26 protein-coding genes are annotated in these 24960 nt (G+C 68.2%); 6 read left to right on the top strand and 20 right to left on the bottom strand.

Annotated features, from left to right (window positions below; genetic code table 11):
- Positions 1-80: 80 nt before the first annotated feature.
- The 5 genes from GRI99_RS02925 to GRI99_RS02905 form a co-directional block, all read right to left on the bottom strand.
- A complete protein-coding gene (locus GRI99_RS02925; protein WP_160770487.1) occupies positions 81-3464 on the bottom strand; it encodes an efflux RND transporter permease subunit in 3384 nt (1127 codons plus the stop codon).
- 6 nt (positions 3465-3470) lie between these two features.
- Positions 3471-4664: an efflux RND transporter periplasmic adaptor subunit gene (locus GRI99_RS02920; RefSeq protein WP_160770486.1), complete on the bottom strand. Its 1194-nt coding sequence runs from the start codon at positions 4662-4664 to the stop codon at positions 3471-3473.
- 296 nt (positions 4665-4960) lie between these two features.
- Positions 4961-5227 carry a GlsB/YeaQ/YmgE family stress response membrane protein gene (locus tag GRI99_RS02915; RefSeq protein WP_160770485.1) on the bottom strand — a complete coding sequence of 89 codons (267 nt, stop codon included), beginning with the start codon at positions 5225-5227 and terminating at the stop codon, positions 4961-4963.
- Positions 5228-5404: 177 nt separating this feature from the next.
- The gene (sciP, locus tag GRI99_RS02910; protein ID WP_160770484.1) at positions 5405-5704 is read right to left on the bottom strand and encodes a CtrA inhibitor SciP; all 300 of its coding nucleotides are present in this window, start codon (positions 5702-5704) and stop codon (positions 5405-5407) included.
- On the bottom strand, positions 5705-6034 hold the full coding sequence (locus tag GRI99_RS02905; RefSeq protein ID WP_160770483.1) for a hypothetical protein: 330 nt from the start codon (positions 6032-6034) through the stop codon (positions 5705-5707).
- A 132-nt stretch (positions 6035-6166) separates the two neighbouring features.
- On the opposite strand from GRI99_RS02905, the gene mnmA reads away from it, so the two are divergent.
- Positions 6167-7318, top strand: coding sequence for a tRNA 2-thiouridine(34) synthase MnmA (gene mnmA, locus GRI99_RS02900; RefSeq protein WP_202392896.1), 1152 nt, complete (start codon positions 6167-6169; stop codon positions 7316-7318).
- A 3-nt stretch (positions 7319-7321) separates the two neighbouring features.
- Here the strand turns inward: mnmA and GRI99_RS02895 are convergent, their stop codons facing one another.
- Positions 7322-7681: a hypothetical protein gene (locus GRI99_RS02895; protein ID WP_160770481.1), complete on the bottom strand. Its 360-nt coding sequence runs from the start codon at positions 7679-7681 to the stop codon at positions 7322-7324.
- A 31-nt stretch (positions 7682-7712) separates the two neighbouring features.
- Here GRI99_RS02895 and GRI99_RS02890 point away from each other — a divergent pair, with 31 nt between their 5' ends.
- The gene (locus GRI99_RS02890) at positions 7713-8855 is read left to right on the top strand and encodes a serine hydrolase domain-containing protein (protein ID WP_160770480.1); all 1143 of its coding nucleotides are present in this window, start codon (positions 7713-7715) and stop codon (positions 8853-8855) included.
- Here the strand turns inward: GRI99_RS02890 and GRI99_RS02885 are convergent.
- Positions 8840-9784, bottom strand: coding sequence for a cation diffusion facilitator family transporter (locus tag GRI99_RS02885; protein ID WP_337192837.1), 945 nt, complete (start codon positions 9782-9784; stop codon positions 8840-8842). The two genes, GRI99_RS02890 and GRI99_RS02885, sit on opposite strands and share 16 nt — an antisense overlap.
- Entirely contained in the window at positions 9781-10383 is a 603-nt protein-coding gene (gene pdxH / locus GRI99_RS02880; protein WP_160770479.1) for a pyridoxamine 5'-phosphate oxidase, read from the bottom strand. Before pdxH ends, GRI99_RS02885 begins: the two co-directional genes overlap by 4 nt.
- Before the next feature lie 65 nt (positions 10384-10448).
- On the opposite strand from pdxH, the gene GRI99_RS02875 reads away from it, so the two are divergent.
- From GRI99_RS02875 to GRI99_RS02860, 4 genes are read left to right on the top strand one after another with little or no spacing between them, the layout of a single operon-like run.
- Complete coding sequence (locus GRI99_RS02875; RefSeq protein WP_160770478.1) at positions 10449-11372, top strand: DnaJ C-terminal domain-containing protein; 924 nt, start codon at positions 10449-10451, stop codon at positions 11370-11372.
- Between the two features lie 47 nt (positions 11373-11419).
- Positions 11420-12364, top strand: a complete 945-nt coding sequence (locus tag GRI99_RS02870) for a YihY/virulence factor BrkB family protein (protein WP_160770477.1) — start codon at positions 11420-11422, stop codon at positions 12362-12364.
- Positions 12364-13167, top strand: a complete 804-nt coding sequence (fabI, locus tag GRI99_RS02865) for an enoyl-ACP reductase FabI (RefSeq protein WP_160770476.1) — start codon at positions 12364-12366, stop codon at positions 13165-13167. The genes GRI99_RS02870 and fabI overlap by 1 nt, the downstream gene beginning before the upstream one ends.
- Before the next feature lie 52 nt (positions 13168-13219).
- On the top strand, positions 13220-13624 hold the full coding sequence (locus GRI99_RS02860) for a GFA family protein (protein ID WP_202392895.1): 405 nt from the start codon (positions 13220-13222) through the stop codon (positions 13622-13624).
- A 30-nt stretch (positions 13625-13654) separates the two neighbouring features.
- Here GRI99_RS02860 and wecC read toward each other — a convergent pair whose 3' ends face one another.
- The 12 genes from wecC to GRI99_RS02800 form a co-directional block, all read right to left on the bottom strand.
- Positions 13655-14965 (bottom strand): UDP-N-acetyl-D-mannosamine dehydrogenase, encoded by a 1311-nt coding sequence (gene wecC / locus GRI99_RS02855; RefSeq protein WP_160770475.1) that lies wholly within the window; start codon positions 14963-14965, stop codon positions 13655-13657.
- 216 nt (positions 14966-15181) lie between these two features.
- Positions 15182-16297, bottom strand: a complete 1116-nt coding sequence (gene wecB, locus GRI99_RS02850) for a non-hydrolyzing UDP-N-acetylglucosamine 2-epimerase (protein ID WP_160770474.1) — start codon at positions 16295-16297, stop codon at positions 15182-15184.
- A 47-nt stretch (positions 16298-16344) separates the two neighbouring features.
- Entirely contained in the window at positions 16345-16944 is a 600-nt protein-coding gene (locus GRI99_RS02845) for a hypothetical protein (protein WP_160770473.1), read from the bottom strand.
- A gap of 88 nt (positions 16945-17032) precedes the next feature.
- Positions 17033-17551: a demethoxyubiquinone hydroxylase family protein gene (locus tag GRI99_RS02840; protein ID WP_160770472.1), complete on the bottom strand. Its 519-nt coding sequence runs from the start codon at positions 17549-17551 to the stop codon at positions 17033-17035.
- A complete protein-coding gene (locus GRI99_RS02835; RefSeq protein WP_160770471.1) occupies positions 17548-18015 on the bottom strand; it encodes a disulfide bond formation protein B in 468 nt (155 codons plus the stop codon). Before GRI99_RS02835 ends, GRI99_RS02840 begins: the two co-directional genes overlap by 4 nt.
- A 14-nt stretch (positions 18016-18029) precedes the next feature.
- Positions 18030-19361, bottom strand: a complete 1332-nt coding sequence (locus GRI99_RS02830) for a S41 family peptidase (RefSeq protein WP_160770470.1) — start codon at positions 19359-19361, stop codon at positions 18030-18032.
- Between the two features lie 87 nt (positions 19362-19448).
- Entirely contained in the window at positions 19449-20660 is a 1212-nt protein-coding gene (locus GRI99_RS02825; protein ID WP_160770469.1) for a murein hydrolase activator EnvC family protein, read from the bottom strand.
- 5 nt (positions 20661-20665) lie between these two features.
- Entirely contained in the window at positions 20666-21088 is a 423-nt protein-coding gene (locus tag GRI99_RS02820; RefSeq protein WP_160770468.1) for a 23S rRNA (pseudouridine(1915)-N(3))-methyltransferase RlmH, read from the bottom strand.
- A gap of 257 nt (positions 21089-21345) precedes the next feature.
- Positions 21346-21738, bottom strand: coding sequence for a ribosome silencing factor (gene rsfS, locus GRI99_RS02815; RefSeq protein ID WP_160770845.1), 393 nt, complete (start codon positions 21736-21738; stop codon positions 21346-21348).
- Positions 21739-21880: 142 nt separating this feature from the next.
- Entirely contained in the window at positions 21881-22555 is a 675-nt protein-coding gene (locus GRI99_RS02810) for a nicotinate-nucleotide adenylyltransferase (protein ID WP_337192836.1), read from the bottom strand.
- Positions 22552-23604 carry an aldo/keto reductase gene (locus GRI99_RS02805; protein WP_160770467.1) on the bottom strand — a complete coding sequence of 351 codons (1053 nt, stop codon included), beginning with the start codon at positions 23602-23604 and terminating at the stop codon, positions 22552-22554. The genes GRI99_RS02810 and GRI99_RS02805 overlap by 4 nt, the downstream gene beginning before the upstream one ends.
- A gap of 39 nt (positions 23605-23643) precedes the next feature.
- Positions 23644-24921, bottom strand: coding sequence for a glutamate-5-semialdehyde dehydrogenase (locus tag GRI99_RS02800; RefSeq protein WP_160770466.1), 1278 nt, complete (start codon positions 24919-24921; stop codon positions 23644-23646).
- Positions 24922-24960: the final 39 nt, after the last annotated feature.

The following is a 24960-nucleotide window of genomic DNA, read 5'->3' as shown; positions in this document are numbered from 1 at the left end:
CGCGGTCGGGCGGCAGGCCCGGGGCCAAACCGGCGAGGCTTGCGCCCGGGGATCCCCGCGTGCTCATCCGCAAGGCCCCGTCACTCGGCCGGGGCCGGCTCCGTGGGGGCGGCATCGCCCGGCTTGTAGGACAGCAGGTTGTCGCGCAGCCACGGACCCAGGCGCTTCTCCAGCCCGTCGGCCAGGCTGAAGCCCGCCGGCACGATCAGCAGGGTGAGCAGGGTGGACAGGATCAGGCCGCCGATCACCACCGTGCCCATCGGCGCCCGCCAGGCGGAATCGCCCGCCAGCGACAGCGCCGTGGGCACCATGCCCGCCACCATGGCCACCGTGGTCATCACGATCGGCTGGGCGCGCTTGTGGCCGGCTTCCACGATGGCATCGCGCTTGGAAGCGCCGGTGGCCATTTCCTCCAGCGCGAAGTCGATCAGCAGGATCGAGTTCTTGGCCACGATGCCGAACAGCATCAGGATGCCGATGAACACCGGCAGCGAGAGCGGCTGGCCCAGCGCCCACAGCAGCAGCAGGCCGCCCAGCGGGGCGAGGAACAGCGAGCCCATGTTGACCAGCGGGGAAACCAGCCGGCGGTAGAGCAGCACCAGCACCGAGAACACCAGCAGGATCGCGGTGAGCAGGGCCATGCCGAACGAGTTGATCATCTCGGCCAGCCACTCGTCCTCACCCACGGGGGTGTTGGTGACGCCGGTGGGCAGCTCGGCCATTGCCGGCAGGCGGTTGATCGCGTTCATCACGTCACCCTTGGCGGTGCCGGGGGCAAGGTCGGCCGAAACGAACACGCGGCGGTTCTGGTTGTAGCGCTCGATGCTGGTCGGGCCGCTGCCCAGGGTGATGGTGGCCACGCGTTCCAGCGGCACCGAGCCGCCGGAGGACGTGGGCACCGGCAGGTTGCGGATCACCGAGAGGTTGCGCCGGTCACCCTCGGCCAGGCGCACGCGGATGGGAATCTGCCGGTCCGACAGCGAGAACTTGGCGGCGTTCTGGTCGATATCGCCCAACGTGGCGATGCGGATCGCCTGGCTCAGCGCCTGGGTGGTCACGCCCAGGCTGGCGGCCAGGTCCTCGTTGGGGGTGATGATCAGTTCGGGGCGTTGCAGGTCGATCTCGATCCGCGGGCCCACCGCGCCTTCCACGCCCTGCATCTGTTCGACCAGCGCATTGGCGGCCTGTTCCAGCGCCACGGGGTCAGAGCCGGACAGCATGATCGAGATCGCACGGCCGGTGCCCCCCTGCGCGCCGGGGCCCGATTCCTGGAAGTTGGCCCGGGCATCGGGCACCGATTGCAGGTAGGGGGTCAGCTCGCGCTGGAAGGTCAGGCTGTCCCGCTCGCGGTCGGGCTTGAAGACGATGCGGATCATGCCGCTGCCTTCGTTGGCAATGCCCAGCGCCAGGCTGACTTCCTGCTCTTCCTGCATGCGCGCGGCGATAGTGGAGATGACCTCGTCGGTCTGCTCCAGCGTGGTGCCGGGCACCATCGACACGCGGATCATCGCGAAGTCGCTGTCGGCATTGGGGAAGAACTGCTGCGGGATCTTGGTAATGACAAAGCCGGTGAAGCCCAGGGCAACCAGACCCACGCCCATCATCCACAATCGATGGTCAAGGAAGCGCGCCGCCAGGTAGCGGCTGCGGGCAACAAAGGCATTGGCATCGTAGCCGATGAACCGGCCCGCGATCAGGCCGAGGATGAAGTTGACCACGCCGCCGATCAGGTAGGCGAGGATTGCCGTGCCCAGTACGCTGCCGATGGACCATCCGCCCTCCTCAGCGCTGTCACCACCGAACCAGCCCATTGCCGCCAGCACCAGCGCGCCTGTGACCAGCGCGGCGATGTGGAAGGCCAGGCGCGACCCGGTCTTGCCGATGCGCGCGCGCATGGCGCGGAAGCCGCTGTCATCCAGCGACCAGCGCAGCACCGCCATGTACATGTCCATCATGCGGCCTTCGCCGTGCGCCGCCTCGCCCTTGGCTTTCAGGAAGTAGGCCGCCACCATCGGCGTGATCATGCGGGCCACGGCAAGGCTCATCAGCACCGAGGCGACCACGGTGAGGCCGAAGTTCTTGAAGAACTGGCCCGAAACGCCCGGCATCAGGCCCACCGGCAGGAAGACCGCGACGATCGAGAAGGTGGTTGCCACCACGGCCAAGCCGATCTCGTCAGCCGCGTCGATCGATGCCTGGTAGGCGCTCTTGCCCATGCGCATGTGGCGCACGATGTTCTCGATCTCCACGATCGCATCGTCCACCAGCACACCGGCCACCAGGCCCAGCGCCAGCAGGCTCATGGTGTTGAGCGAGAAGCCCAGCCATTCCATGAAATAGAAGGTGGGAATGGCCGACAGCGGGATGGCCAGCGCGGCGATGATTGTCGCGCGCCAGTCGCGCAGGAACAGGAACACCACAATCACCGCCAGGATGGCGCCTTCGACCATGGCGGCCATGCTGCTTTCGTACTGGGCCTTGGTATAGTCCACTTCGGTGAACAGGCGGGTGAAGTGCAGGCCGGGGTTTTCCTCCTGCAACTGCTCCAGCACCTCGACCGCACCGTCATAAACGGTCACGTCGCTTTCGCCGCGCGCGCGGGTGATGCCGAAGATCACCACCTGGCGGCCGCCGATCTTGGCCTGGCTGCGGATTTCGCCATAGGCATCGCGGACCGTGGCAATATCGGCCAGCTTGACCGCGCGCCCGCCGCCGATGGACACCTGGGTCTGCGACAGTTCGTAGGCCGTGGCGGCATTGCCCAGCACGCGCACCGACTGGCGCGAGCCGGCAATTTCCGCCTGCCCGCCCGCGGCGTTCACGTTGGTCTGCCGCAGCGTCTGGTTGACCTGCGAGGCGGTGACGCCCAGCGCCTGCATCTTCGCCGGGTCGAGGATGACCAGGATTTCCCGATCCACCCCGCCGCTGCGGTTGACTTCCGCCAGGCCGGGCACGGTCAGCAGGGCCTTGGTGATGGTGTCGTCGATGAACCAGCTCAGTTCCTCCACCGTCATGTCGTCGGCGGTAACGCCGAAGTAGACGATCGGCTGGCTGCTGGTCTGGTTCTTGAACACCCGCGGTTCGAGGATGCCATCGGGCAGTTCGCCGCGGATCTGGTCCACCGCGCTCTTCACCTCGTTCACCGCCTCGGCGATGTCGGTGCCCAGGGCGAATTCGATCTGCGTGCTGGAGCTGCCCTCGGACGCGGTCGAGCGGATGTTCTCGATCCCGTCCAGCGTCTGCACGGCGGATTCCACCCGCTGGGTGATCTGGTTCTCGATCTCGCTGGGGGCGGCGCCCGGCTGCGAGATCTGCACGTTGACCTGCGGAAACTCGATATCCGGCCGGTCCTGCACGTCCATTCGCTGGAAGGCCATGATACCCGCGAGCATCAGCCCTAGGAAAGCCAGCAGCGGGACGATCGGGTTGCGGATCGACCAGGCGGAAATGTTGCGGAAATCCATCGGCGGTTACTGGCCCGAACCCTGGCCCGCGCCCTGGACGACCGGCTTCACTTCCTCGCCCACGGTCAGGAAGCCACCCGCCCGGGCGACCACCCGCTCATTGCCGCTCAGGCCCGAGGAGATGACGATGCCCTCGTCGCTGATCATGCCCAGTTCCACCGCGCGGCGTTCCACCTTGTTGCCCTCGCCGACCACATAGACATAGCTGCCCTGGTCATCGTTCATCACCGCGCTTTCGGGCAGGCGGGTGGCGACCATGGTGCCTCCGGCCAGCGCGATCGTGGCAAAGCCGCCGGGCCGCAGCGCGGCATTGTAGGACATGGCGCAGCGCGCCGTGCCCTGGCGGGTCTGCTGGTTGATCACCGGGCTCTTCTGCCACACCTGGCAGGTGAAGCTCTGGTCGCTGCCCGCCGGGGTAACCTGGCCGGTCGCGCCCACGGGGATCGAGCCCAGCTCCGCCTCGCCGATCTGCGCCAGCAGTTCCATCTCGCCGCCTCGGGCGATCGAGAACAGCACGCCCGAGCCCGCGCCCACCACTTGGCCGGGTTCGACCTCGCGGGTCAGCAGCAGGCCGGCCGCAGGGGCGACGATGTTGAGCTGGGCATTGCGCGCCTGCCGTTCGCCCGCCTGGGCCTGGGCCACGCGCACGCGGGCCACGGCGGCATCGCGGGTGGCGGTCAGCCGGTCCACGTCGGCACGGCTGATGAACCCGCGGTCAACCAGTTGCAACGCCCGGTCAAGGTTGGCCTGGGCCAGGTCGGCATCGGCCTGGGCCACGGCAATCTGCGCCGTGGCGCTGGCGGCCTGCTGGCTCTGCACCGAGCGGTCGATCACGGCCAGCACCTGGCCTGCACGGACCCACTGACCCGGCTCCACCGGAACCGAGACCACGCGCCCGCCTTCGCCCACCACGCCCACCGGCATCTCGCGCCGGGCAGCCAGGGTGCCGGTGGCGTTGATCACCCCGGCATAGGTGCCCTGGCGCGGCACGATCACGGTGACCGAGGGGATGCTGGCTTCGGCACCGGTGAACGGCTCGGGCTCTCCGCCGCGGGTCAGCATCACGGCGGCGGCGATCACCGCCAGCACCAGCACGCCGGCCACGATCCACTTGCGCTTCTTCGCGGCGCGCTGGTCCATGTCCGCGTCCTCGCCGGCCGGGATGCCGTGCGTCACGTCTAGTCGCGTTTCGTAGTTCATGCGCCGCTTCTGCCTGGTTCCATGCCTTGTTCCGCATGCGCGCCCGGGTCCTGACCCGACTGTGCCGCCCGCCTTGGCACGCGTGGTGCCCGCAGGATATGCGGTTTTTCTGCCGTATCGCCCATATACGCTTGTCGCACGGGCCGCAATCGAACCATCGGCGGGGACACGTCCGGCACCGACCGGCAGCATGGCCGGAAACGCAAAAAAGGCCGGAAACTCGCAGGTTTCCGGCCTTTTCCAGCCAATTGTAACATTTTGTCAGTCGCCCCGCCAAGCGGGACGACCGGCGCCGGTTAGCGCACCCGGCCGCGCTGGATCAGGTTGACGATCGCCAGCAGCACCACGGCGCCGACGATGGCGATCAGCAGGCCGGAGAGCGAGAATTCCTGCACCGAACCGCCAACGCCGAGCAGCGGGCCCAGCAGCAGGTTGCCCAGTACCGAACCGATACAGCCAACGATCACGTTGAGCACTACGCCCATCGATGCGTCACGGTTCATCAGCTTGCTGGCCAGCCAGCCGGCGATGCCGCCCACGATGATTGCGATAATCCACCCCATTCGATTTCTCCTTGCCAACGGCGACGAACGCCACTGCCCATCTGAACGTGCCGCAGGCGAGGATGTTCCTGCAAACGCACCCCACGGCGCAGGCGTGATCATGCGCCGGCACCGTGCGGGAGTCGAATCGGAGATGTAGGTGGCTGTACGCGGGGGATTAATCGCGTCCGGCGGCAATCAATACTTGAGCTGCCGCTCGTACAGGTCGCGGTAGTGCTGGATGCGGGTGACGCGCAGGCCCTGCATGCCCGAGCGGTCGACCGCGCGCTGCCAGCCGGCAAATTCCTCCAGCGTCAGATCATAGCGTTCGAGCACCTCGTCGATGGTCAGCAGGCCGCCATTGACGGCCGCAACCACCTCGGCCTTGCGCCGGACCACCCAGCGCCGGGTGGACGGCGGGGGCAGGTCGGCCACCGTCAGGGGCTCGCCAAGCGGGCCGATGACCTGCGCCGGTCGGATGTTCTGGTTCTCGATCATTTAATTCCTCAAGGGCTGATAAAGGCTGCCATCGTGCGACGCAGCCGGTGTGCCACCGATCCCTTTGCCATTGGCTAAATCACTAGGGTTAACGACCTCTTTGCCATTATCCAGCCCATGCTCCAGCGCTGCCACCTGGCGGGCCACGGGGGCATCGAAGCTGGCCGCCTCGCGGACGGCTTCGCGGGCCAGCGACAGGCGCAGGTCACGCGCGGCTGCCAGCCGCAGGCGCAGGTCGCCCCAGGTCAATTCGCGCAGCGAATCGCCCTCGACCAGGCTGGCCGCCGGCCCCGTTTGCGGGGCAGTCAGGGGTGGTTTTCCCTCGAACATGCCGCGGTCATAGGCCTGCAACCGTCAAAAAGCGGTAAAGGCCGCCTTAACCGCCCGTTACCCCGGGGTCGGCGCATGTGGGGCGGCGGCACAATTGGCGCAAGGCGCTGCGGCGTGTATGGGCCGGGCACGATGACCACGGCTCCCGCCCCTGCAATTACCGTTAACGCCGAAGCGCTGTTCGACCTGCCGCGCCCGGCCGGCCAGTGCCGCATCGTGGTCGCCATGTCGGGCGGGGTGGACAGCAGCGTGGTCGCGGCCCTCGCCCATGCCAGCGGGGCCGAGGTGATCGGCGTGACGCTGCAACTGTACGACTATGGCGCTGCCACGGGCCGCAAGGGCGCCTGTTGCGCGGGCGACGACATCCGCGATGCCCGCGCCGTGGCCGATCGGCTGGGCATCGCCCACTATGTCTTCGACCATGAGAGCCAGTTCCGCGAGGAAGTGGTCGACCGATTTGCCGACGATTACCTGGCCGGCCGCACCCCCATCCCCTGCATCCGCTGCAACATGGGGCCTAAGTTCACCGACCTGTTCCGCATGGCGCGCGAACTGGGGGCCGCTTGCCTGGCGACGGGCCATTATGTCCGCCGTGTGACCGGGCCTGAGGGGCCGGAACTTCACCGCGCGCTGGATCCGGCACGCGACCAGTCATACTTCCTCTATGGCACCACCGAGGCGCAGCTCGATTTCCTGCGCTTCCCGCTGGGCGGGCTGCCCAAGCCGGAAGTGCGCGCACTGGCGGAAGCCTTCGGCCTGCGTAACGCCGCCAAGCCCGACAGCCAGGACATCTGCTTCGTGCCCGATGGCGACTATGCGGGCCTGGTCAAGAAGCTGCGGCCACAGGGCGCGCGGGCGGGCAGGATCGTCCATGCCGCCACCGGCGCGGTGCTGGGCGAGCATCAGGGCATCGTCCACTTCACCGTGGGCCAGCGGCGTGGGCTGGAAATCGGCGGCCAGGCCGAGCCGCTCTATGTGGTGGCGCTGGACGCTGCCAGTGCCGAAGTGCGCGTGGGCCCCAAGGCCATTCTGGCGGTGGGCGCGGCGCACCTTGTCGAGACCAACCGCATCGGCCCGCTGCCTTCCGGCGGGATCACCGCCAAGGTCCGCAGTCTGGCAAAGCCTGTGCCGGTTACGCTGGAGGGCCCGCTGGGTGACGGCGCGGCCACCACGATCCGCTTTGCCACACCCGAATTCGGCGTCGCTCCCGGCCAGGCGGCCGTGCTCTACCACGGCGAGCGGGTGCTGGGCGGCGGCTGGATCGAGGGGACCGAGCAGGGCTAGGCCCTAATCGTTCCAGCCGTCCAGAACGCAGCCATAGCCCTCGCGATAGCGGGCGGTCTGCGCGGACACCAGCGGCACCCAGGCGGTGACCGAACGCTCGTCCTCGTCCTCGGAGATGAAGACGGCCTGCATCCCCGGCTCGAAATCGGCCTTGCAACTGCCCATGTCGCGCCCGCCGATATAGCGGCACGAACACATCATGTGTGCGCCATAGCTGGTGCCGGCCACCGCGTAGCCGTCGATCGGTTCGCGCCACATCCAGTAGGCCGCGCCGACCACCGCCACGGCCAGCAGCAGCAGCGAAAGCCAGCTTGTGCGGCGGCGCGAGGGGCCGTTGCGGGAGCCGGTCTTTGCGGTTGCCATTCGAAGTCGCCTGCCTGATTAGTGCGCCGCCATGACGCGCCGGACCTTCCCTAGCCTTGCCCTTCGCCTGACGCCAAGCCTGATTGGCCTGGCCCTGCTGGCAGGCTGCGGCGAGCCGGGGCCGCCCGAGCTGCCGCCCCTGCCCGAAGGCGCGCTGGAGGCGGTGGACGTGGAACCGGGCGTCCCGCGCGAAGACCTGGCGCGCGCGGTTGACGCACTGTTTTCCCGCGAGGACATCGGCGAGACGCGCGCCGTGATCGTGATGCACGGCGGGCGGATCGTGGCCGAACGCTATGCCGAGGGGTTCGACGAGGACACCCGCTTCATCGGCTGGTCGCTGTCGAAGACCGTCACCGCCGTCCTCATCGGCATGATGGTGGCCGACGGGCGGCTGGCGCTGGATAATTCACCCCCGATCGACCAGTGGCGCCGCGCCGGCGATCCGCGCGGCGAGATCACCCTGCGCCAGCTCCTGCAGATGCGCAGCGGCCTGCGCCACGAAGAGGGGGCAGAGCCGGTCTATGCCAGTTCCGAAGTGCGGATGATGTACCTCGACGGGCGCGATGACATGGCCGCCTGGGCTGAAGCCCAGCCGCTGGACCATGCGCCGGGCGCGGTGTTCCGCTATTCCACCGCCACCAGCGTGATCCTGGGTGACGTGATGGCCCGGCTGCTGGCCCCCGAAGGGGATGGCGATGCCCGCCAGCAGGCGGTGGCCCAGTTCCTCGATGCGCGGCTGGTGGTGCCGTTGGGCCTGCAAACGATGCGCGCCGAATACGATGCCGCCGGCACCATGCTGGCGGGCAGCGCCGTGTGGGCCAACGCCCGCGACTGGGCCCGCTTCGGCGATTTCCTGCGCAGCGGCGGGGCGGCGCGCGGGGTGCAGGTGGTGCCGCGCGGGTGGATCGACTTCATGAAGAGCGAAAGCCCCCGCGCCCCGGATTACGGCGCGCAACTGTGGCTCAACCGCCCGTCCGGCACCGATCGCGACAACCTGCTGGCAGGCAAGGCGCCCGACAGTGCCTTTGGCGCGCTGGGCCACGGCGGGCAGGTGGTCTTCGTCTCGCCTGCCCAGAAGCTCACCGTGGTGCGGCTGGGCATGGGCAGCGACGAGCAGCAGCGCGCGATGCTGGACACGCTGGGCGAGCTGGTGGCGCTTTACCCCGAACGCTGAGGAGACGCGCCGGGCAGCAGTTCCTCTGCCGCCGTCCCTTCCTCGTTCACCAGGCCATCGGGATCGGGGTGGATCAGCACTTCCACGCCGGGAAACTCGGCCTCGATGCGCTCTTCCAGTTCGTCCATCAGGCGGTGGGCTTCGGCCACGGTCATCTGTCCATCCACACTGGCATGGAACTGCACGAAATCGTCCGCCCCGCTGGTGCGGGTGCGCAGGTCATGCACGCCGCGCAGTTCCGGATGGCGGGCGAGCACTTCAAGGAAGGCCGCGCGCCGCTCTTCCGGCCATTCGCGGTCCATCAGGTGGTCGATCGCCTCGCCCGCCGCGCGCCACGCACCCCAGCCCAGCCACCCGGCGATGGCCAGGCCAAACAACGGATCGGCCCCCGGGACGTTCAGGTAGCGGTCGAGCACCAGCGCGGCGATCACCGCCAGGTTCAGGGCCAGGTCGCTCTTGTAGTGCAGGTGATCGGTGGCGATGGCGAGCGAGCCGGTGCGCGCCAGCACGCGGCGCTGCCACCACAGCAGGACGAGCGTGGCGACGAAAGCCACGGCGGAAACAAGGATGCCCTCGTCCGCCGAGGCAACCTGTTCGCCCGCGATCAGTTGCATCACCGCCCGGAACGCCAGCCCCGCAGCGGACAGCGAGATCAGCACCACCTGGAACATGGCCGAAAGCGCCTCGGCCTTGCCGTGGCCGAAGCGGTGCTCCGCATCCGCCGGCTGCGCCGCGATCCATACGCCGGCCAGCGTGGCCAGGCTGGCGACAAGGTCCAGCCCGGTATCGGCCAGGCTGCCCAGCATAGCGGTGGACTGGGTCTGGATCACCGCCCACAGCTTGGTGGTGACAAGGAACAGCGCCATCGCGATCGAGGCATAGGCCGCGCTGCGGTTGAGCGCTCCGCGCTGGTGGGCGGCCTCGCTCACGGATAGAGCAGGCTGCTGGTCCAGCCGCCGTCCGCCGCGCGCTCGAACCGGCGGCGTTCGTGCAGGCGGTTGGGCCGGTCGGTCCAGAATTCGATAGCCTGCGGAGCGAGGCGGAAGCCGGTCCAGTGCGCGGGGCGCGGCACTTCGACCGTGTGTTGCGCTGCCAGCGCCTCCACCCGGTCAAGGTAGGTTTGCCGCGTATCGAGCGGGCGCGACTGGTCGCTTGCGGCAGAACCGATCTGCGACTTCAGCGGGCGCGAGTGGAAATAGGTGTCGGCCTCTTGCGGGGTGACCTCGGCCAGCGGGCCTTCGATGCGGATCTGGCGGCGCAGGCTCTTCCAGTGGAACAGCAGCGCGGCGCGCGGATTGGCCAGGATTTCCCCGCCCTTGCGGCTCTGCGCATTGGTGTAGAACACGAAACCGCGTGCATCGTGCCCCTTCAGCAGCACCATGCGGACCGAGGGAAAGGCATCGGGCGTGGCCGTGGCCAGCGCCATGGCGTTGGGATCGTTCGGCTCGCTCTCGAAGGCCTCGGCAAACCAGGCATCGAACAGGGCGAAGGGGTCGGTATCGGGGATGGCGTTGTCGGCGTCGTTCATGCGATCGGCCTAGCCCAAGCGCGTCACGCTTGCCAGCCCACGATGCCTTACCTAACTAACACACCATGAGCGATCCCTATGCCACCCTGGGCGTTGCCCGCAATGCCGACGAGGCGGCGATCAAGTCGGCCTATCGCAAGCTGGCGAAAGAGCTGCACCCGGACCGCAACAAGGACAATCCCAAGGCTTCGGAACGGTTTTCCGAGGTCACCCGCGCCTATGACCTGCTGTCCGACAAGGACAAGCGCGCCCAGTTCGATCGCGGCGAGATCGATGCCGAGGGCAACCCGCGGATGCCGTTTGGCGCCGGTGGCGGCTTTGGCGGAAGGCAGGGCGGGCCGCAGGATTTCGGCGGCTTCGGCGGCGAAAATGTGGACCTGGGTGACCTGTTCGAAGGCCTGTTCGGCGGCCGTGCCGGGGCGCGAGGTGGTTCGGCCGGCTTCGGACGCAGAGGTCCGCCGCCGCCGCAGCGCGGGGCCAATGCCGCCTATCGCCTGAAGGTTTCGTTCACCGACGCCGCCACCCTCACCCCGCAGCGGATCACGCTGGGCGATGGCAAGACGATTGACCTCAGCCTGCCCGCAGGCGTGGAAGACGGCACGCAAATGCGCCTGAAGGGCAAGGGGCAACCGGGCCCCGGCGGGCCGGGCGATGCGCTGGTGACGATCGAGGTAGACAGCCACCCCTTCTTCCGCCGTGACGGCGACGATATCCGCCTGGACCTGCCGGTGACGCTGGACGAGGCGGTCAACGGCGCCTCGGTCAAGGTCCCCACGGTGGACGGGCCGGTGATGCTGAAGGTGGCTCCCGGCTCCGGCTCGGGCAAGGTGCTGCGGCTGAAGGGCAAGGGCTTCAGCAGGAAGGGCGGCGGCCGGGGCGACCAGTTCGTTGCGCTGGAAATCCAGTTGCCGCAAGACCTTGCGGCGCTGGCCGAACGGCTGGGCGACTGGCGCGACGAAGGGAACCCGCGCGCACGGCTGGGCGTCTAGGGGTTGGCTCGCTCGACTTGGGCGCGCAGACTGGTAAGGCTGCCCTCATGGTCGTGGAAGCACCCGCAGACGATCCCCTCCCCGGGCCCCCACCCGGCCTTGTCCGGCGCTTCCTGGCGAGCCCGGCGTGCAGCATCGTCAGGCGCATTGCCGTGGGCGTTTACGAAGACGGGCTGATCCACGCGGGCAACCTGGCCTACATGTCGCTGCTGGCGATCTTTCCCTTCTTTGTCACCGGTGCCGCCGCCGTCACCCTGCTGGGCGAGGAGGCGGACCGCGCCGCCGCCGTGCGTGCGCTGCTCTCCGCCCTGCCCCCGGTGGTGGATGACGTGATCCAGCCGGTGGCGATCCACGTGATCGAGGCGCGCACCGGCTGGCTGTTGTGGGTTGGCGGGCTGGTGGGCCTGTGGACCGTGGGCAGCCTGATCGAGACGATCCGCGATATCCTGCGCCGCGCCTATGGCGCACCCGCCACCCGCGCCTTCTGGCAATACCGGCTGTTTTCCACCGGCATCATCATCGTGGCCGTGCTGCTGCTGATCCTTTCGCTGTTCCTGCAGGTGACAGTGAACGCCGCCACCGAGGTGATCGGGGCCTATTTCCCGCAATTCACCGAAGCACTTTCACGTTTGGCGTGGACCCGCATCGTCTCCGGCGTGGGGCTGTTCGGGTCGATCTACCTGCTGTTCTACACGCTGACCCCGGCCCGCTATCGCAGCCGCCGCTATCCCAAGTGGCCCGGCGCGGTGCTGGTAACGGGCTGGTGGGTGCTGGTTTCGATGGCCCTGCCGTGGGCAATCCGCATGCTGTTTGCCTATGACCTGACCTATGGCTCGCTGGCCGGGATCATGATCGCGCTTTTCTTTTTCTATCTGGTCGGCTTAGGGATGGTAGCAGGGGCGGAACTGAATGCCGCCCTGGCCGGACCGCAGACGCGAGGCAGGATCGGGCGCGAGGCGGACATGGCGATGGGTTTGCAGGAGAATAGCTAATGAGCGGGCTGATGGCGGGTAAGCGCGGTCTCATCATGGGGCTGGCGAACGACAAGTCGCTGGCCTGGGGCATTGCCAGAAAGCTCCACGAGCACGGGGCGGAAATGGCCTTTTCCTACCAGGGCGATGCGCTGAAGAAGCGCGTTGGCCCCCTGGCAGAGCAGGTGGGCAGCGATTTCCTGATCGATTGCGACGTCAGCGACATGGCGGCACTGGATGCCGCCTTTGCACAGATCGAGGCACGCTGGGGCAAGCTGGACTTCCTGGTCCACGCCATCGGCTTTTCCGACAAGAACGAGTTGCGCGGCAAGTATGTCGATACCAGCCTCGAAAACTTCCTGATGACGATGAACATAAGCGCCTATTCGCTGGTGGCCGCCGCCAAGCGCGCCCGCCCGCTGATGCAGGACGGCGGCAGCATCCTGACGCTGACCTATTACGGCGCGGAAAAAGTGGTGCCGCATTACAACGTGATGGGCGTGGCCAAGGCGGCGCTGGAAACCAGCGTGAAGTACTTGGCCAATGACCTGGGGCCGGAAAACATCCGCGTAAACGCCATTTCGGCCGGCCCGATCAAGACGCTGGCCGCCAGCGGCATCGGCGATTTGCGCTATATCCTCAAGTGGAACGAGCTGAATTCCCCCATGCGCCGCAATGTCACCATCGAGGATGTGGGCGGATCGGGCCTCTATTTCCTGTCCGACCTCGCCAGCGGGGTGACGGGCGAGGTGCACCACGTGGACGCGGGCTATCACGTGGTTGGCATGAAGCAGGAAGACGCGCCGGATATCGCGCTGGCCTGACCCATGCGTTCATGATACGTTCCATCCCGATTCTGGCTTGAGGAGGCGGGACATGGCCGATCTGGGTGCGGGCGGATGCCGCTGCGGCGCGGTGCGCTATGCGATTGCGGGCGAGGCCGAACGGCATGGCCTGTGCCATTGCCGCGATTGCCAGATGGCCAGCGGCGCACCGATGGTGGCCTGGCTGGCAGTGGGGACGGACCAGTTCCGCGTGACGCAGGGTGAGGCAAGCTGCTTCACCGGCGAAAGCGGCTCGCAACGCTATTTCTGCGGCCAGTGCGGCACCCCGCTCTATTTCGTGAACGAGACCATGCTGCCGGGGATCGTCGACGTGCAGTCAGTCACGCTGGACCACCCCGATGCCACCCGCCCCACCATGCACATCCAGGTGGCCGAGCGGCGCGCGTGGATGGACGGGGCGGAAAAGCTGCCCTCGTTTGAACGCTGGCCGGAGTAAGCCTTCCCGGTACGGGGAGGATCGGAGTATTCACCCCGCCTTGCGCAAGGCCCCTTCGTCCTGGTCCACCACGGCACGCGGCTGGTCGGGCCAGACGCCGCGGGTATCGTAGACCTGCTTGTCGGCCCGCTCTGCCAAGGGGACGGAGCGGAACACGTCATGGTCCACCAGCAGGACCAGCACGTCGCAGGTCTCCAGCGCGGTATCGATGTCGGTCAGGCTGGCACCGGTGCCCTCGAATTCGCGCGGCAGCTCGGCGGCATAGGGCTCCACGATGGAGATGCGGCTGCCATAACGGCGGGCCAGCGTGGCCGCCACCAGCCGGGCGGGCGATTCGCGGAAGTCGTCGATGTTGGCCTTGAAGGCCAGGCCCAGGCAGGCGACCCGCGCCGTGGGGCTGGCATCGATCAGCGCGGCGGCGCGGGCGATGGTGTGGTGGATCTTGCCATCGTTCACCCCGCGCGCAGTCCGGATCAGCGGGGTTTCCTGCGGCGCGGCGGCCACGATGAACCACGGGTCCACCGCGATGCAGTGCCCGCCCACGCCGGGGCCGGGGGTCAGCACGTTCACGCGCGGGTGCCGGTTGGCGAGGCGGATCACCTCCCACACGTCCATGCCCAGCTTGTCGCAGACCATGGAAAGTTCGTTGGCAAAGGCGATGTTCACGTCGCGGAACGAGTTTTCGACCAGCTTGGTCATCTCGGCGCTGCGGGCATCGGTGGTGACGCAGGTGCCGCGCACGAAACGCTTGTAGAAGGCCAACGCCTTGCGGGCACAGCGCGGGGTTATGCCGCCGATGGAGCGGTCGTTGTTGGTCAGTTCCTCCAAGATGCGCCCCGGCAGCACGCGCTCCGGGCAATAGGCGATCGAGACATCGGGCGTGCCGCCGGTGATGCCGGGCAGCTTAAGGTCCGGGCGCTGGGCAGCGATCATATCGCGCATCTGTTCGGTGGTGCCCACCGGAGAGGTTGATTCGAGGATCACCGTGTCGCCAACCTTAAGCACGCGGGCGACGTTCTTGGCGGCATCGAGCACATAGGTGATGTCCGGCGTGTGCTGGCCATCCTTGTGGAAGGGCGTTGGCACCGCGATCACGAACACGTCAGCGGGGGCGACATCCAGCGAGGCTTTCAGCAGCCCGCGCGAGACCACGCCCTGCACCAGCCCGTCGAGGTCCACTTCCTCGATATGGATTTCGCCCCGGTTGATCGTCTCGACCACGGAGGGGGTCACGTCCACGCCATGCACCCGCATCCCCGCCCGCGCGATCACCGCGGCGGTGGGCAGGCCGATGTAGCCAAGGCCGATAACGGAAACGGTGGGCAGGTTTTCGCCGCGCATGGAATGCCTTCTCGCTGATAGTCAGCAGCGGCATTGCCGGAAATTGGTTGATAATCGGGTAATGATCGGAAGGTCGTTGGCTGCCGACTATCAGCCGCTGAAGACAGATAATCCATGCGTAAGGGGCCTTCGAGTCCAGATTGAAGCTGACAGATGGCATTGCATATTGCCACCCAAATTCAGCCATGCCCCATCCCCGGCAATCACCTCACAAGATCATCCAGCCAGCAATTCGCAAATCCGCGCCGCGCTGTGCCCATCCCCGAACGGATTATGCGCCCGCGCCATGGCCTCGTAGGCCGCGCGGTCATCCAATAGCCGCGTAGCTTCCGCCAGGATCCGGTCCGCGTCCGTGCCCACCAGCATGGCCGTGCCGGCATCGATGCCTTCGGGCCGCTCGGTCGTCTCGCGCATCACCAGCACCGGCTTGCCCAGCGCGGGAGCTTCCTCCTGAACGCCGCCGCTATCGGTCAGCATCAGGTCGGCCAGCGAGAGCAGCCTCGCGAAGTGCGGGTAGTCGAGCGGTTCGATCATCGCCACGTTGGCGATGCCGCCCAGCGCGCCGTCCATCACCGCGCGGACATTGGGGTTGAGGTGGACGGGGAAGATCACCGCCACATCGGGTCGCGCGGCCAGGCGGCGGACGGCATCGGCAATCGCCTCCATCCCGCCGCCGAAATTCTCGCGCCGGTGGGTGGTGACGCCAATGATGCGTTTGCCCTTGAAGCGTTCCTCAAGCTCAGCCAGCCCGCTGGCCAGCGAGGGATCGGCTTCGATCTTGGCAGTGATCCGGTGCAGTGCATCGATCACCGTGTTGCCGGTGACGTGGACCGTGGCGGGATCGACATTCTCCTTGAGCAGCGCCGCCTGGCTCACCTCGGTGGGCGCGCAATGGAGCGCGGCGATGGAGCCGATGACCTTGCGGTTAACCTCCTCCGGCCACGGGTGGTAGATGTTGCCTGACCTGAGGCCCGCCTCCACGTGGCACACCCTGATCTTGCGGTAATAGGCAGCCAGCGCGCCGCACATGGCGGTGGCGGTATCGCCCTGCACCACCACCCAATCGGGCTTCTCGGCATCCATCACCGCGCCAAGGCCGGTGATGAGGCGTGCAGTCAGCTGGTCGAGCGACTGGTCGGGCTGCATCAGGTCAAGATCGTGGTGCGGGACCACGCCGCTGATCTCCAGCACCTGGTCGAGCATCCCGCGATGCTGGCCGGATACGCAAACCCGCGAATCGAACCGCGCATCCGCCTCCAGCGCATGGACCAGCGGGAACAGCTTGATCGCTTCGGGCCGCGTGCCGAAGATGGTGAGGATGCGCTTGCTCATGCCCGCGCCATAGCGTGGCAGGGGTTAACCTTGAACTAGCACCGCGCTTACGGGCGCGGCGTGGTCAGCGGGCGATCGGGGATGGCGGCGGGATCGGCCACTTCGGCCGGAGCAGCCGCTTCCTCGCCCGGCAGCGGGGCGCTGCTCTGGGCGTTCTCGCGCTCCATGTACTCGCGCTCGATCGCTTCCACGCGCGACTGGGTCATCGCGGCATCGGCATCGATGGTGGACAGGCGCTCGGCCCGCTGTTCGGCAATCTGCTCGCTATAGCGGCGCTGCGGGCCGTTCTGCCGTTCCTCCACGTTGTCGGCAATGAACTGCGCGGTGCAGCCCAGTTCCGATCCGCCGCCGATGTTGGTGCACGAACCTGGCCCGAAAGCGCCCACCCGCTCGTTGGCGCGCACCCGCTCGGCCCAGCTCTGGTTTTCCGGGCTGCGGCCCTCGCGCAGGGCGCTGGGGATGCGATAGGGATCCTCGATCTCGTCACACACCACGATGGTATCGGGTTCGGGGCTTTCCGGGCAGGCTTCGCCCGGGCGGATGGTGACCATCATCACCCGCTCTCCGCTCGCATCCTGGGCGGCGGCGGGCACGGCGCAAAGGCCGGCGGCGAGAGCGCAGGTGGCGAGGAGGAACTGGCGCATCATCGGATCGGTCCTTCGGTAATCCCGGCCTATATAGGGCACGCTGCGCCCTGAACCATAGGTGAAGCGCCCGCAGGCACACTGACCTGCGTCAAATCCGCTCGGACAGCCGGATGGCCGCGCGGCAGCCCAGGCGGATGGCCATGCTGAGCAGCGGATAGGCGGGCGCGCGTTCGGCCCCGGCGGCAAGGGCGGCCTCCTTGTGCTCGCGCTCGTCATCGCGGAACTCGGCGATCATGGCGGCGAGTTCGGGATCGTCCCCGTCGCGCTCCAGCTCCGCGAGCTGCTTGCTGTAGTGCGCGTCGATCTCGGTCTCCACCGCGGCGGTGCAGGCCATCGCCGCTTCCGGGCCCAGCAGCGCGGTGCCCGCGCCCAGGGCAAAACCAGCCACGTGCCAGAACGGCTGGAGAGCCGTGGGCCGCACGCCGCGCCGCGCCATCAGGGCATCGAAGCGGGCGCGGTGGTCCTCCTCCTGCCCGGCCATGGCGCGGATTTCCGCCGAATGGGGTCCGCGATCGCCCATCACCGCCAGTTGCCCGGCATAGATGCGGGTGGCGCCGAATTCGCCTGCCTGGTCCACGCGGATCATGCGGTGCCGGTCAATGGTCATGCTGCCTCCTTCCGGCGCAGCAGGGCGAAAATGGCCAGTGCGCCGCCGATGGAGAAGATGGCGTTGAACCCGGCCAGCGAAATGCCGGCAAAGGTCCATGCCGCCTCGTCGCACCGGGTGATCGGCTGGGCCAGCACGGCGGCCAGCGGATCGGCGCTGGCGCTGGGCGGCAGGGTGCAGGCCGACAGCCCCTCCCACAGCTTGTATTCAACGCCCGCGTGGAACACCCCGATCAGGCCGGAAACCAGGATCGCCAGCGCGGCCAGCATGACGAGCGGGCGCCTGGGCGGCAGCACGAAGGCGGCCAGCGCCAGCAGCACGGCCACGAAATGCGGGTAGCGCTGCCACCAGCACATCTCGCACGGGTAGAGGCCAAAGCCGTATTGCGAGACATAGGCCCCGCCCAGCAGTAGCGCGGGCAGCGCCAGGGCCAGCAGGCGGGCCTTCTGCGTGTTGGTGGTCATGCCCCCGCCAGCCCTCAGCGGCGGGCCATGGTGGCGCTGGTGCGGCGCAGGGTGCGCAGCGCGTAATCGAGCTGGAAGTCCTCGATGCCCTGCTCCTCAAGCTGGGCGGCGGTGAGCTGGAAGCGGGGATCGTCGTTCCGGTCACGCTCCAGCGATTCGTCCTCGCGGCCCAGTTCGTTGACCAGGTGGCCGCGCAGGTCGCTTTCGCGCAGGGCATAGCGCTGGCGGCGCTCGGCATCCGGATCGGACAATTGCGGCACGCGAATGTCCGGATTGATGCCGCCTTCCTGCACCGAGCGGCCCGAAGGCGTGAAATAGCGCGCCGTGGTCAACTTCAGTGCGGAGTCGCGGCCCAGCGGGAGCAGCGTCTGCACGCTGCCCTTGCCGAAGCTGCGCTCGCCCATGATCAGCGCCCGGTTGTGGTCCTGCAGCGCGCCGGCCACGATCTCGCTGGCAGAGGCGCTGCCTTCGTCGATCAGCACGATCATCGGGGTGCCCTGCAAGGCATCGCCGCGATAGACCGTCTCGGCATCGTAGTAGATCGTATCGCGGCTGGACCGGCCACGCTGGGACACGATCTGGCCTTGCGAAAGGAACAGGTCGGACAGGGCCACCGCCTCGTCCAGCGAACCGCCGGGGTTGCGGCGCAGGTCAAGCACCAGACCATTCAGGCGGCCGCCCGCCTCGCGCCGCAGGGTGGCGATGGCCGTGGCCACGTCACGCCCCACGTCGGCGGAGAATTCGTTGACGCTGATGTGGCCGATGGCACCGTCCTTCAGTTCAGAGGTGACCGGCTCCAGCTCGATCACGCCGCGCGTCACGGTCACTTCCACCGGCTCGTCGCGCCCGGCGCGGAACAGGGTGAGGTTGACGCTGGTGCCGGCGGGGCCGCGCATCTGCTGCACCGCCTCGTCGATCTCCAGGCCATAGATCAGCCGCCCGTCGATATGGGTGATGAAATCGCCCGCCTTGATCCCGGCCTGGTCCGCCGGGCTGCCACGGAACGGGCTGACCACCTTGACCGCGCCGTCGTCCATCTGGATCGAGATGCCCAGGCCCTGGTAGTTGCCGTCGATCATCGTCTCCAGACGCTGCAACGCGGAACCATCGAGATAGCCGCTGTGCGGATCGAGCGAGGCGAGCATGCCATCGATCGCGCCGCGGAACAGCACCTCGTCTTCCACCGGCTCGACATAGCTCGCCTTGATCCGCTGGTAGACCGCATAGAGGCGGGCGAATTCGGGCGAAGCGTTGCCTTCCACCTGGGCGAAAGCGGCGGTGGTCAGCGGCAGCACGGCCACGGCGGTGCTGAGAGCGGCAGCGCGCAGCAGGGAGGCGAATTTCATGTGGACAGGTCTTCCTCGGCAAGAGTCCCGGTGCGCTTCTATCGCAGGCGGGGGCTTAACGCCAGATGAGGACTGGCACGCTGCCGTTCAACGGGTCAGGTCCAGCGGATTGACCGGCTGGCCCCCGCGCCGCAGTTCCAGCGTGATGGTCGGGCGGCCCGGCCCTGCCACGCCGATGGGTGCGCCGCCCACCAGTTCTGCCCCCACCGCCACGTCGCTGCGGGCAAGGCCGGTGACCAGGCTGGTCCAGCCGCCGGGATGTTCCACGATGACGATCTGGCCATAGCCGCGATAGGGCCCGGCATAGGCCACGCGGCCCGCCGCCGGGGCCACCACCTGGGCATTGGCTGCGGGGGCCAGCGTGAGCCCCTGGCTGAGCGTGCCGTCGATCTCCGCGCCGAACCCCGCCAGCGTCCGCCCGGTAACCGGCATGATGTAGGGCGCAGGGGCAGAGGCAGGAGCAGAGGCACTGGCGGAAGGAGCGGCCAGCGCCGGGCCATCCTCACCCGCGCCACCCGATCCGGGCCGCAGCACCGGCCCCGGCAGCGCGGCAAGCTTGGCCCGCAGGGTGGCGGCCTGCTCCATCTCGTCCACCAGCGAATCGAGGTCGCGCGCCTGTTCGGCCAGGGCCAGCGCCCGCTCGGCCTCGCGGTTGGCGCTGCTGCCGACGGCGCGGGAGGCCAGCCGCTGGCGGGTCTCCAGCGCGGCCAGTTGCTGGCGGCGCTGGGCTAGTGCGGCCTGTTCCTGTTGCAACACCGTGGCGGCCTGGCGCGCGGCAAGGGCCAGTTGCTGCGTGCGGTCGATCTTGCGGCGCAGGGACACGGTGCGCTGCTGCACCTGCGGCACCGCCTCGGCCATCACCGCGCGCAGGTAGACGAGGTCGCGGATCTCGCCCGGGCGCAGCAGGCCCAGCACCACGGGCCGGCGGGCGAACTGTTGCAGCGCGGCGGTGAGCGAGACGATCGGGCGCTGCTCGCGGCCAAGTTCCGCCTGCAGGCGGGCCTGCTCGCGGCTGACCAGCGTGGACCGGGCGCGGGCGGCGGCGATGCCGGCCTCGGCCTGCTGGATGCGCGCGGCAAGGGCAGCAGCCTGGCGGGCGGTTCGCTCGGCCTCGTCCTCGGTCTGGCGCGCCTGGGCTTCCAGCACCTCGCTGCGGGCGGCGGCAGCCTCGCGTCCGGCAAGAGCCTGTTGCAGGGCCTCGCGGGTCTCCCCGGCATCGTCATAGACCACTGGCGCCTGCGCCAGCGCGGTCCAGCCCAGCAGGGCGGCGGCAAGGGCGATGGGGGCGAAGCGGCGCATAAGGCCTATCCTGCCCTGTGATAGGGGTGCCCGGCAAGGATGGCGGTGGCGCGAAACAGCTGTTCCAGCAGCATGGCGCGCACCAGCAGGTGGGGCCAGGTGGCCTTGCCAAAGGCGATCAGCAAGTCCGCCCCGTCCCGCTCGGCCTGGCTGTGGCCATCGGCAGCACCGATGAAGAAGCAGCATTCGCGGATACCGCCATCGCGCCATTTCTCGAGGATTTCAGCCAGGTGTTCGGAAGAAAGGTCCTTGCCCTTCTCGTCCAGCAGCACCGTGCGGCATGGCGTCAGCGCCTCGGCCACGCGCCCGCCCGTTTCAGGAAGCTCGGTCAGCTTCAGTGGCCAGGCAATGCGCTTTTCATAACGCGCCACCAGTTCCGCCTCGGGCGAACGGGCAATCTTGCCGCGGGCGATGACGTGGAGGAGCATATGTGTTTCGCCTCAAGCGCCGGCGGGGCCATCCGGCCCCTTGGCTATCCTCGCTCCCGGCCTGACGGCCTTCGCTGCGGGCGCGCATTCGCGCTTGCGGGCTTTTGGCCCGATCAGCCTTTGCGGGCAAGCTCTGGCACGGTCCGCGACCAGTGGACCGCAAGGGCGCCAGAGTGATTGGGCGCCCGCCCGCAGGTGCCGCGTAACGTGGTGGAGCGAACAACACCGAGGACATCGGCCCGGATGGGCCGATGCAATCAGGAAGCCTTCTCTTCCCCGAAACCCCACATGCGTTCCAGGTTGTAGAAGCTGCGCACTTCGGGGCGGAACAGGTGGACCACCACGTCGCCCGCGTCGATCAGCACCCAGTCGGCAGCCGGCAGGCCTTCGATCCGCGCGGGGCCATAGCCGCCCTGCTTCAGCTTCTCGGCCAGCTTCATCGCCATCGAGGCGACCTGGCGGGTGGAGCGGCCCGAGGCGACGATCATGTGATCGGCGATCGAGGTCTTGCCGGCGAGCGGGATCGACACGAGGTCCTGCGCCTGGTCTTCATCGAGCTGGTCGAGGATGAAGGCGTGCAGCGAGCCGGGTTCGGCATTGATCGCGGCGCTGGCCGGGACGGGGGCGGTGTGGTCTGGATTGCTGGTCATGGTGAAAAAGGTTGCGGTTCCGGTGCTTGCCATCAGGCCGTGGGCCTGGCTGATCTGGACAGAACTCATCGCGACGTTTTCTGCTCCGTGCTTGGGGAATGAAGGTCAGCCTGGCCACAACCGAAAGGGCGGCAGGATGGCTTCATGCGCCCCTGCCCTCCGTGCCGTCGTGGATGAGTGAATGCGTCACATGATCCCGGGTAAGCACGCCCTTGTAGCGGCTTGCCCAATCTGGATCCGCCTGTCGCAGGGCCGTGGCCGAGCGCGGATCGGGATCGAAACGCAGTTCTATCAGCGCAGGTGCGCTCCATTCGCCCCGGTTGCGAAACGCGGGTGCGGCCAACCGGTAACGCCGCAACCAGGCCATGGCAGGACTTGCCAAAGCGGCGTCATCATACCCGGGGCGGGCGATTACGGCAATCGGCATTTCACGGGCGATCTGCCGCCAGGCCTTCCAGCGGTGGAACTGGGCGAGGTTATCAGCCCCCATCAGCCACACGAAGCGGCGGCGCGGAAAGCGGCGTTTGAGCGCGCGCAGCGTGTCGACGGTATAGACCGTGCCAAGCTGCCGCTCGATCGCGGTGACGCGGATTCGCGCACCTTTGGCCTGGCGCTGGGCGGACCGGACGCGGGCCGCCAGCGGGGCCATGCCAGCTTTCGGCTTCAGCGGGTTGCCGGGGGACACCAGCCACCACACCTCGTCCAGCCCCAGTGCCCTGGCGGCAAACAGGCTGACGCGGCGGTGCCCGCCGTGCGCCGGGTTGAAGCTGCCGCCCAAAAGTCCCGTGGGCAGGCCGGTGAGCGGGCCGCCGGTCACTTGGCCGTGCGCGGCGGGGTCAGGCGGAAGCCGTGGCGCGTGTCTTGCGCCTTGATCGCCCAGACGGGATATTCGTCTTCCAGCGGGGCAACGGCGTCCAGCGTGGCCATCTCTGCGGCGGTCAACTCCACGTCGCTGGCGGTCAGGTTCTGGGCCAGTTGCTCGGGCCGCCTGGCCCCCACGATCACGGACGAGACCACCGGCTGGTGCAGCAGCCAGGCCAGGGCAATTGCCGCCACCCCCACGCCCCGCGCCTCCGCCATCGGCCGCATGGCTTCCACCGCCGCATGGGCCAGCCGCTTGTCGGCGCGCGGGAAATCCAGCGTGGCGCGGCGGCCTTCGCCCGACAGCGTGCCATCGGCGGCGAAATCGTACTTGCCCGAAAGGAGGCCGCCGATCAGCGGGCTCCACACCATCAGGCCCAGCCCTTCGGATCGCATCATCGGCACCAGTTCGCGCTCAAGGTCGCGACCGGCAACGGCATAGAAGGCCTGGTTGGACACGAACCGGTCCCACCCGCGCCGTTCGGCAATGCCCAGTGCCTTGGCAATCTGCCAGGCGGCCCAGTTGGACACGCCGACATAGCGCGCCCGGCCCGAGCGGACGATGTCCTCCAGCGCGCGCAGCCCTTCCTCCATCGGGGCGACCGGGTCCCAGCCGTGGATCTGGTAGAGGTCGACATGGTCCAGCCCCAGCCGCGCCAGGCTGGCGTCGATCTGGGCCAGCAGGTGCTGGCGGCCATAGCCGCTGTCGTTGGGGCCGGTGCCCATCGGGCCCATGCCCTTGGTGGCGATCACCACCTGGTCGCGCGCCACGCCCAGATCGCGCAGCGCCTGGCCGACGAACTGCTCGCTCTGGCCCTCGGTATAGTTGTTCGAGGTGTCGATGAAGTTGACCCCGGCGGCGAGCGCCTGCTTCACCAGCGCGGTCGAACCCGCCTGGTCCAGGTCATGCTGGAAGAAGCCGCTGGGCCTGTTGCCGAAGGTCATCGCCCCCAGGCACAGCTCGGATACGACGAGGCCGGTGCGACCAAGGGTGTTGTAGCGCATCGGTTCTCTCCCCCGGCGCAATCGCCGGAATGTAACGGGTTACGCCCTCGTCTGGCCCGTGCCCAGCACCTGCCACTTGTAGGTGGTGAGGCCTTCCAGCGCCACCGGGCCGCGCGCGTGCAGGCGGCCTGTGGCGATGCCGATTTCCGCGCCCAGCCCGAACTCGCCGCCATCGGCAAACTGGGTGCTGGCGTTGTGCATCACGATGGCGCTGTCCACTTCGGCCAGGAAACGGTCGGCCACCTGCTGGTCTGCCGTGACGATGGCATCGGTGTGATGGCTGGAATGGCGGGCAATGTGGTCCATCGCCGCATCCACCCCGTCGACCACGGCGACCGAGAGGATCGCATCGAGGTATTCGGTGTCCCAGTCGTTCGCGCTGGCGGGCTTCACCCGTGGGTCGAGCGCCTGGGCGCGGGCATCGCCGCGCACTTCGCAGCCGCCGTCGAGCAGCGCCTGCACCACCTCCACGCTGGCGGGGAAGGCGGCATCCAGCAACAGCGTTTCCATCGATCCGCAGATACCGGTGCGGCGCAGCTTGGCGTTGACCGCCAGCGCTTTCGCCATCGCCGGATCGGCGGCGGAATGGACATAGGTGTGGCAGATGCCATCGAGATGGGCCAGCACGGGCACGCGGGCATCGTTCTGCACCCGCTCCACCAGGCTCTTGCCGCCGCGCGGCACGATCATGTCGATCAGGCCCGCAGCCTTCAGCATGGCGCCCACCGCCGCGCGGTCCTGCGTGGGGATAAGCTGGATTGCTTCTGCAGGCACGCCCGCCGCTGCCAGCCCCTCGCCCATCACTTTCGCAATCGCGCGGTTGGAATGGACCGCCTCGCTTCCCCCGCGCAGCAGGGCGGCATTGCCGCTCATCAGGCACAGGGCGGCGGCATCCGCCGTCACGTTGGGGCGGCTTTCGTAGATGATGCCGATCAGGCCGATGGGAATGCGCCGGCGCACCAGCGTCATGCCCGCAAGCGCCTGCGAACGGTCGATTTCCTGGCCCACGGGATCGGGCAGCCCGGCCACGTTCTCGATCGCGGCGGCAATGCCTTCCAGCCGCTTGTCGTCCAGCCTCAGCCGGTCGAGCAGGGCGGCGGTGAGGCCGTTCGCTTCGCCGTTCGCCAGGTCTGCCGCGTTGGCGGCAAGGATCTGCGGCGCGGCGGCGCGCAGGGCGTCCGCGGCGGATTGCAGCGCGCGCGCCTTGTCCGCCGTCGGCATCCCGGCCAGCACCCGCTGGGCCTTGCGGCCGGCGCGGGCGAGGTCCTCCACCAGGGTGGTGACATCGGTGGTCTGCTGTGCTGCTGCCTGTTCCATGGGGCGGGCGGATACCACTGCACGCCCGCCTTGTCAGGC

Source organism: Alteraurantiacibacter buctensis (assembly GCF_009827655.1).
Lineage (GTDB): Bacteria > Pseudomonadota > Alphaproteobacteria > Sphingomonadales > Sphingomonadaceae > Alteraurantiacibacter > Alteraurantiacibacter buctensis.
This window is presented reverse-complemented; position numbering and strand designations above follow the sequence as displayed.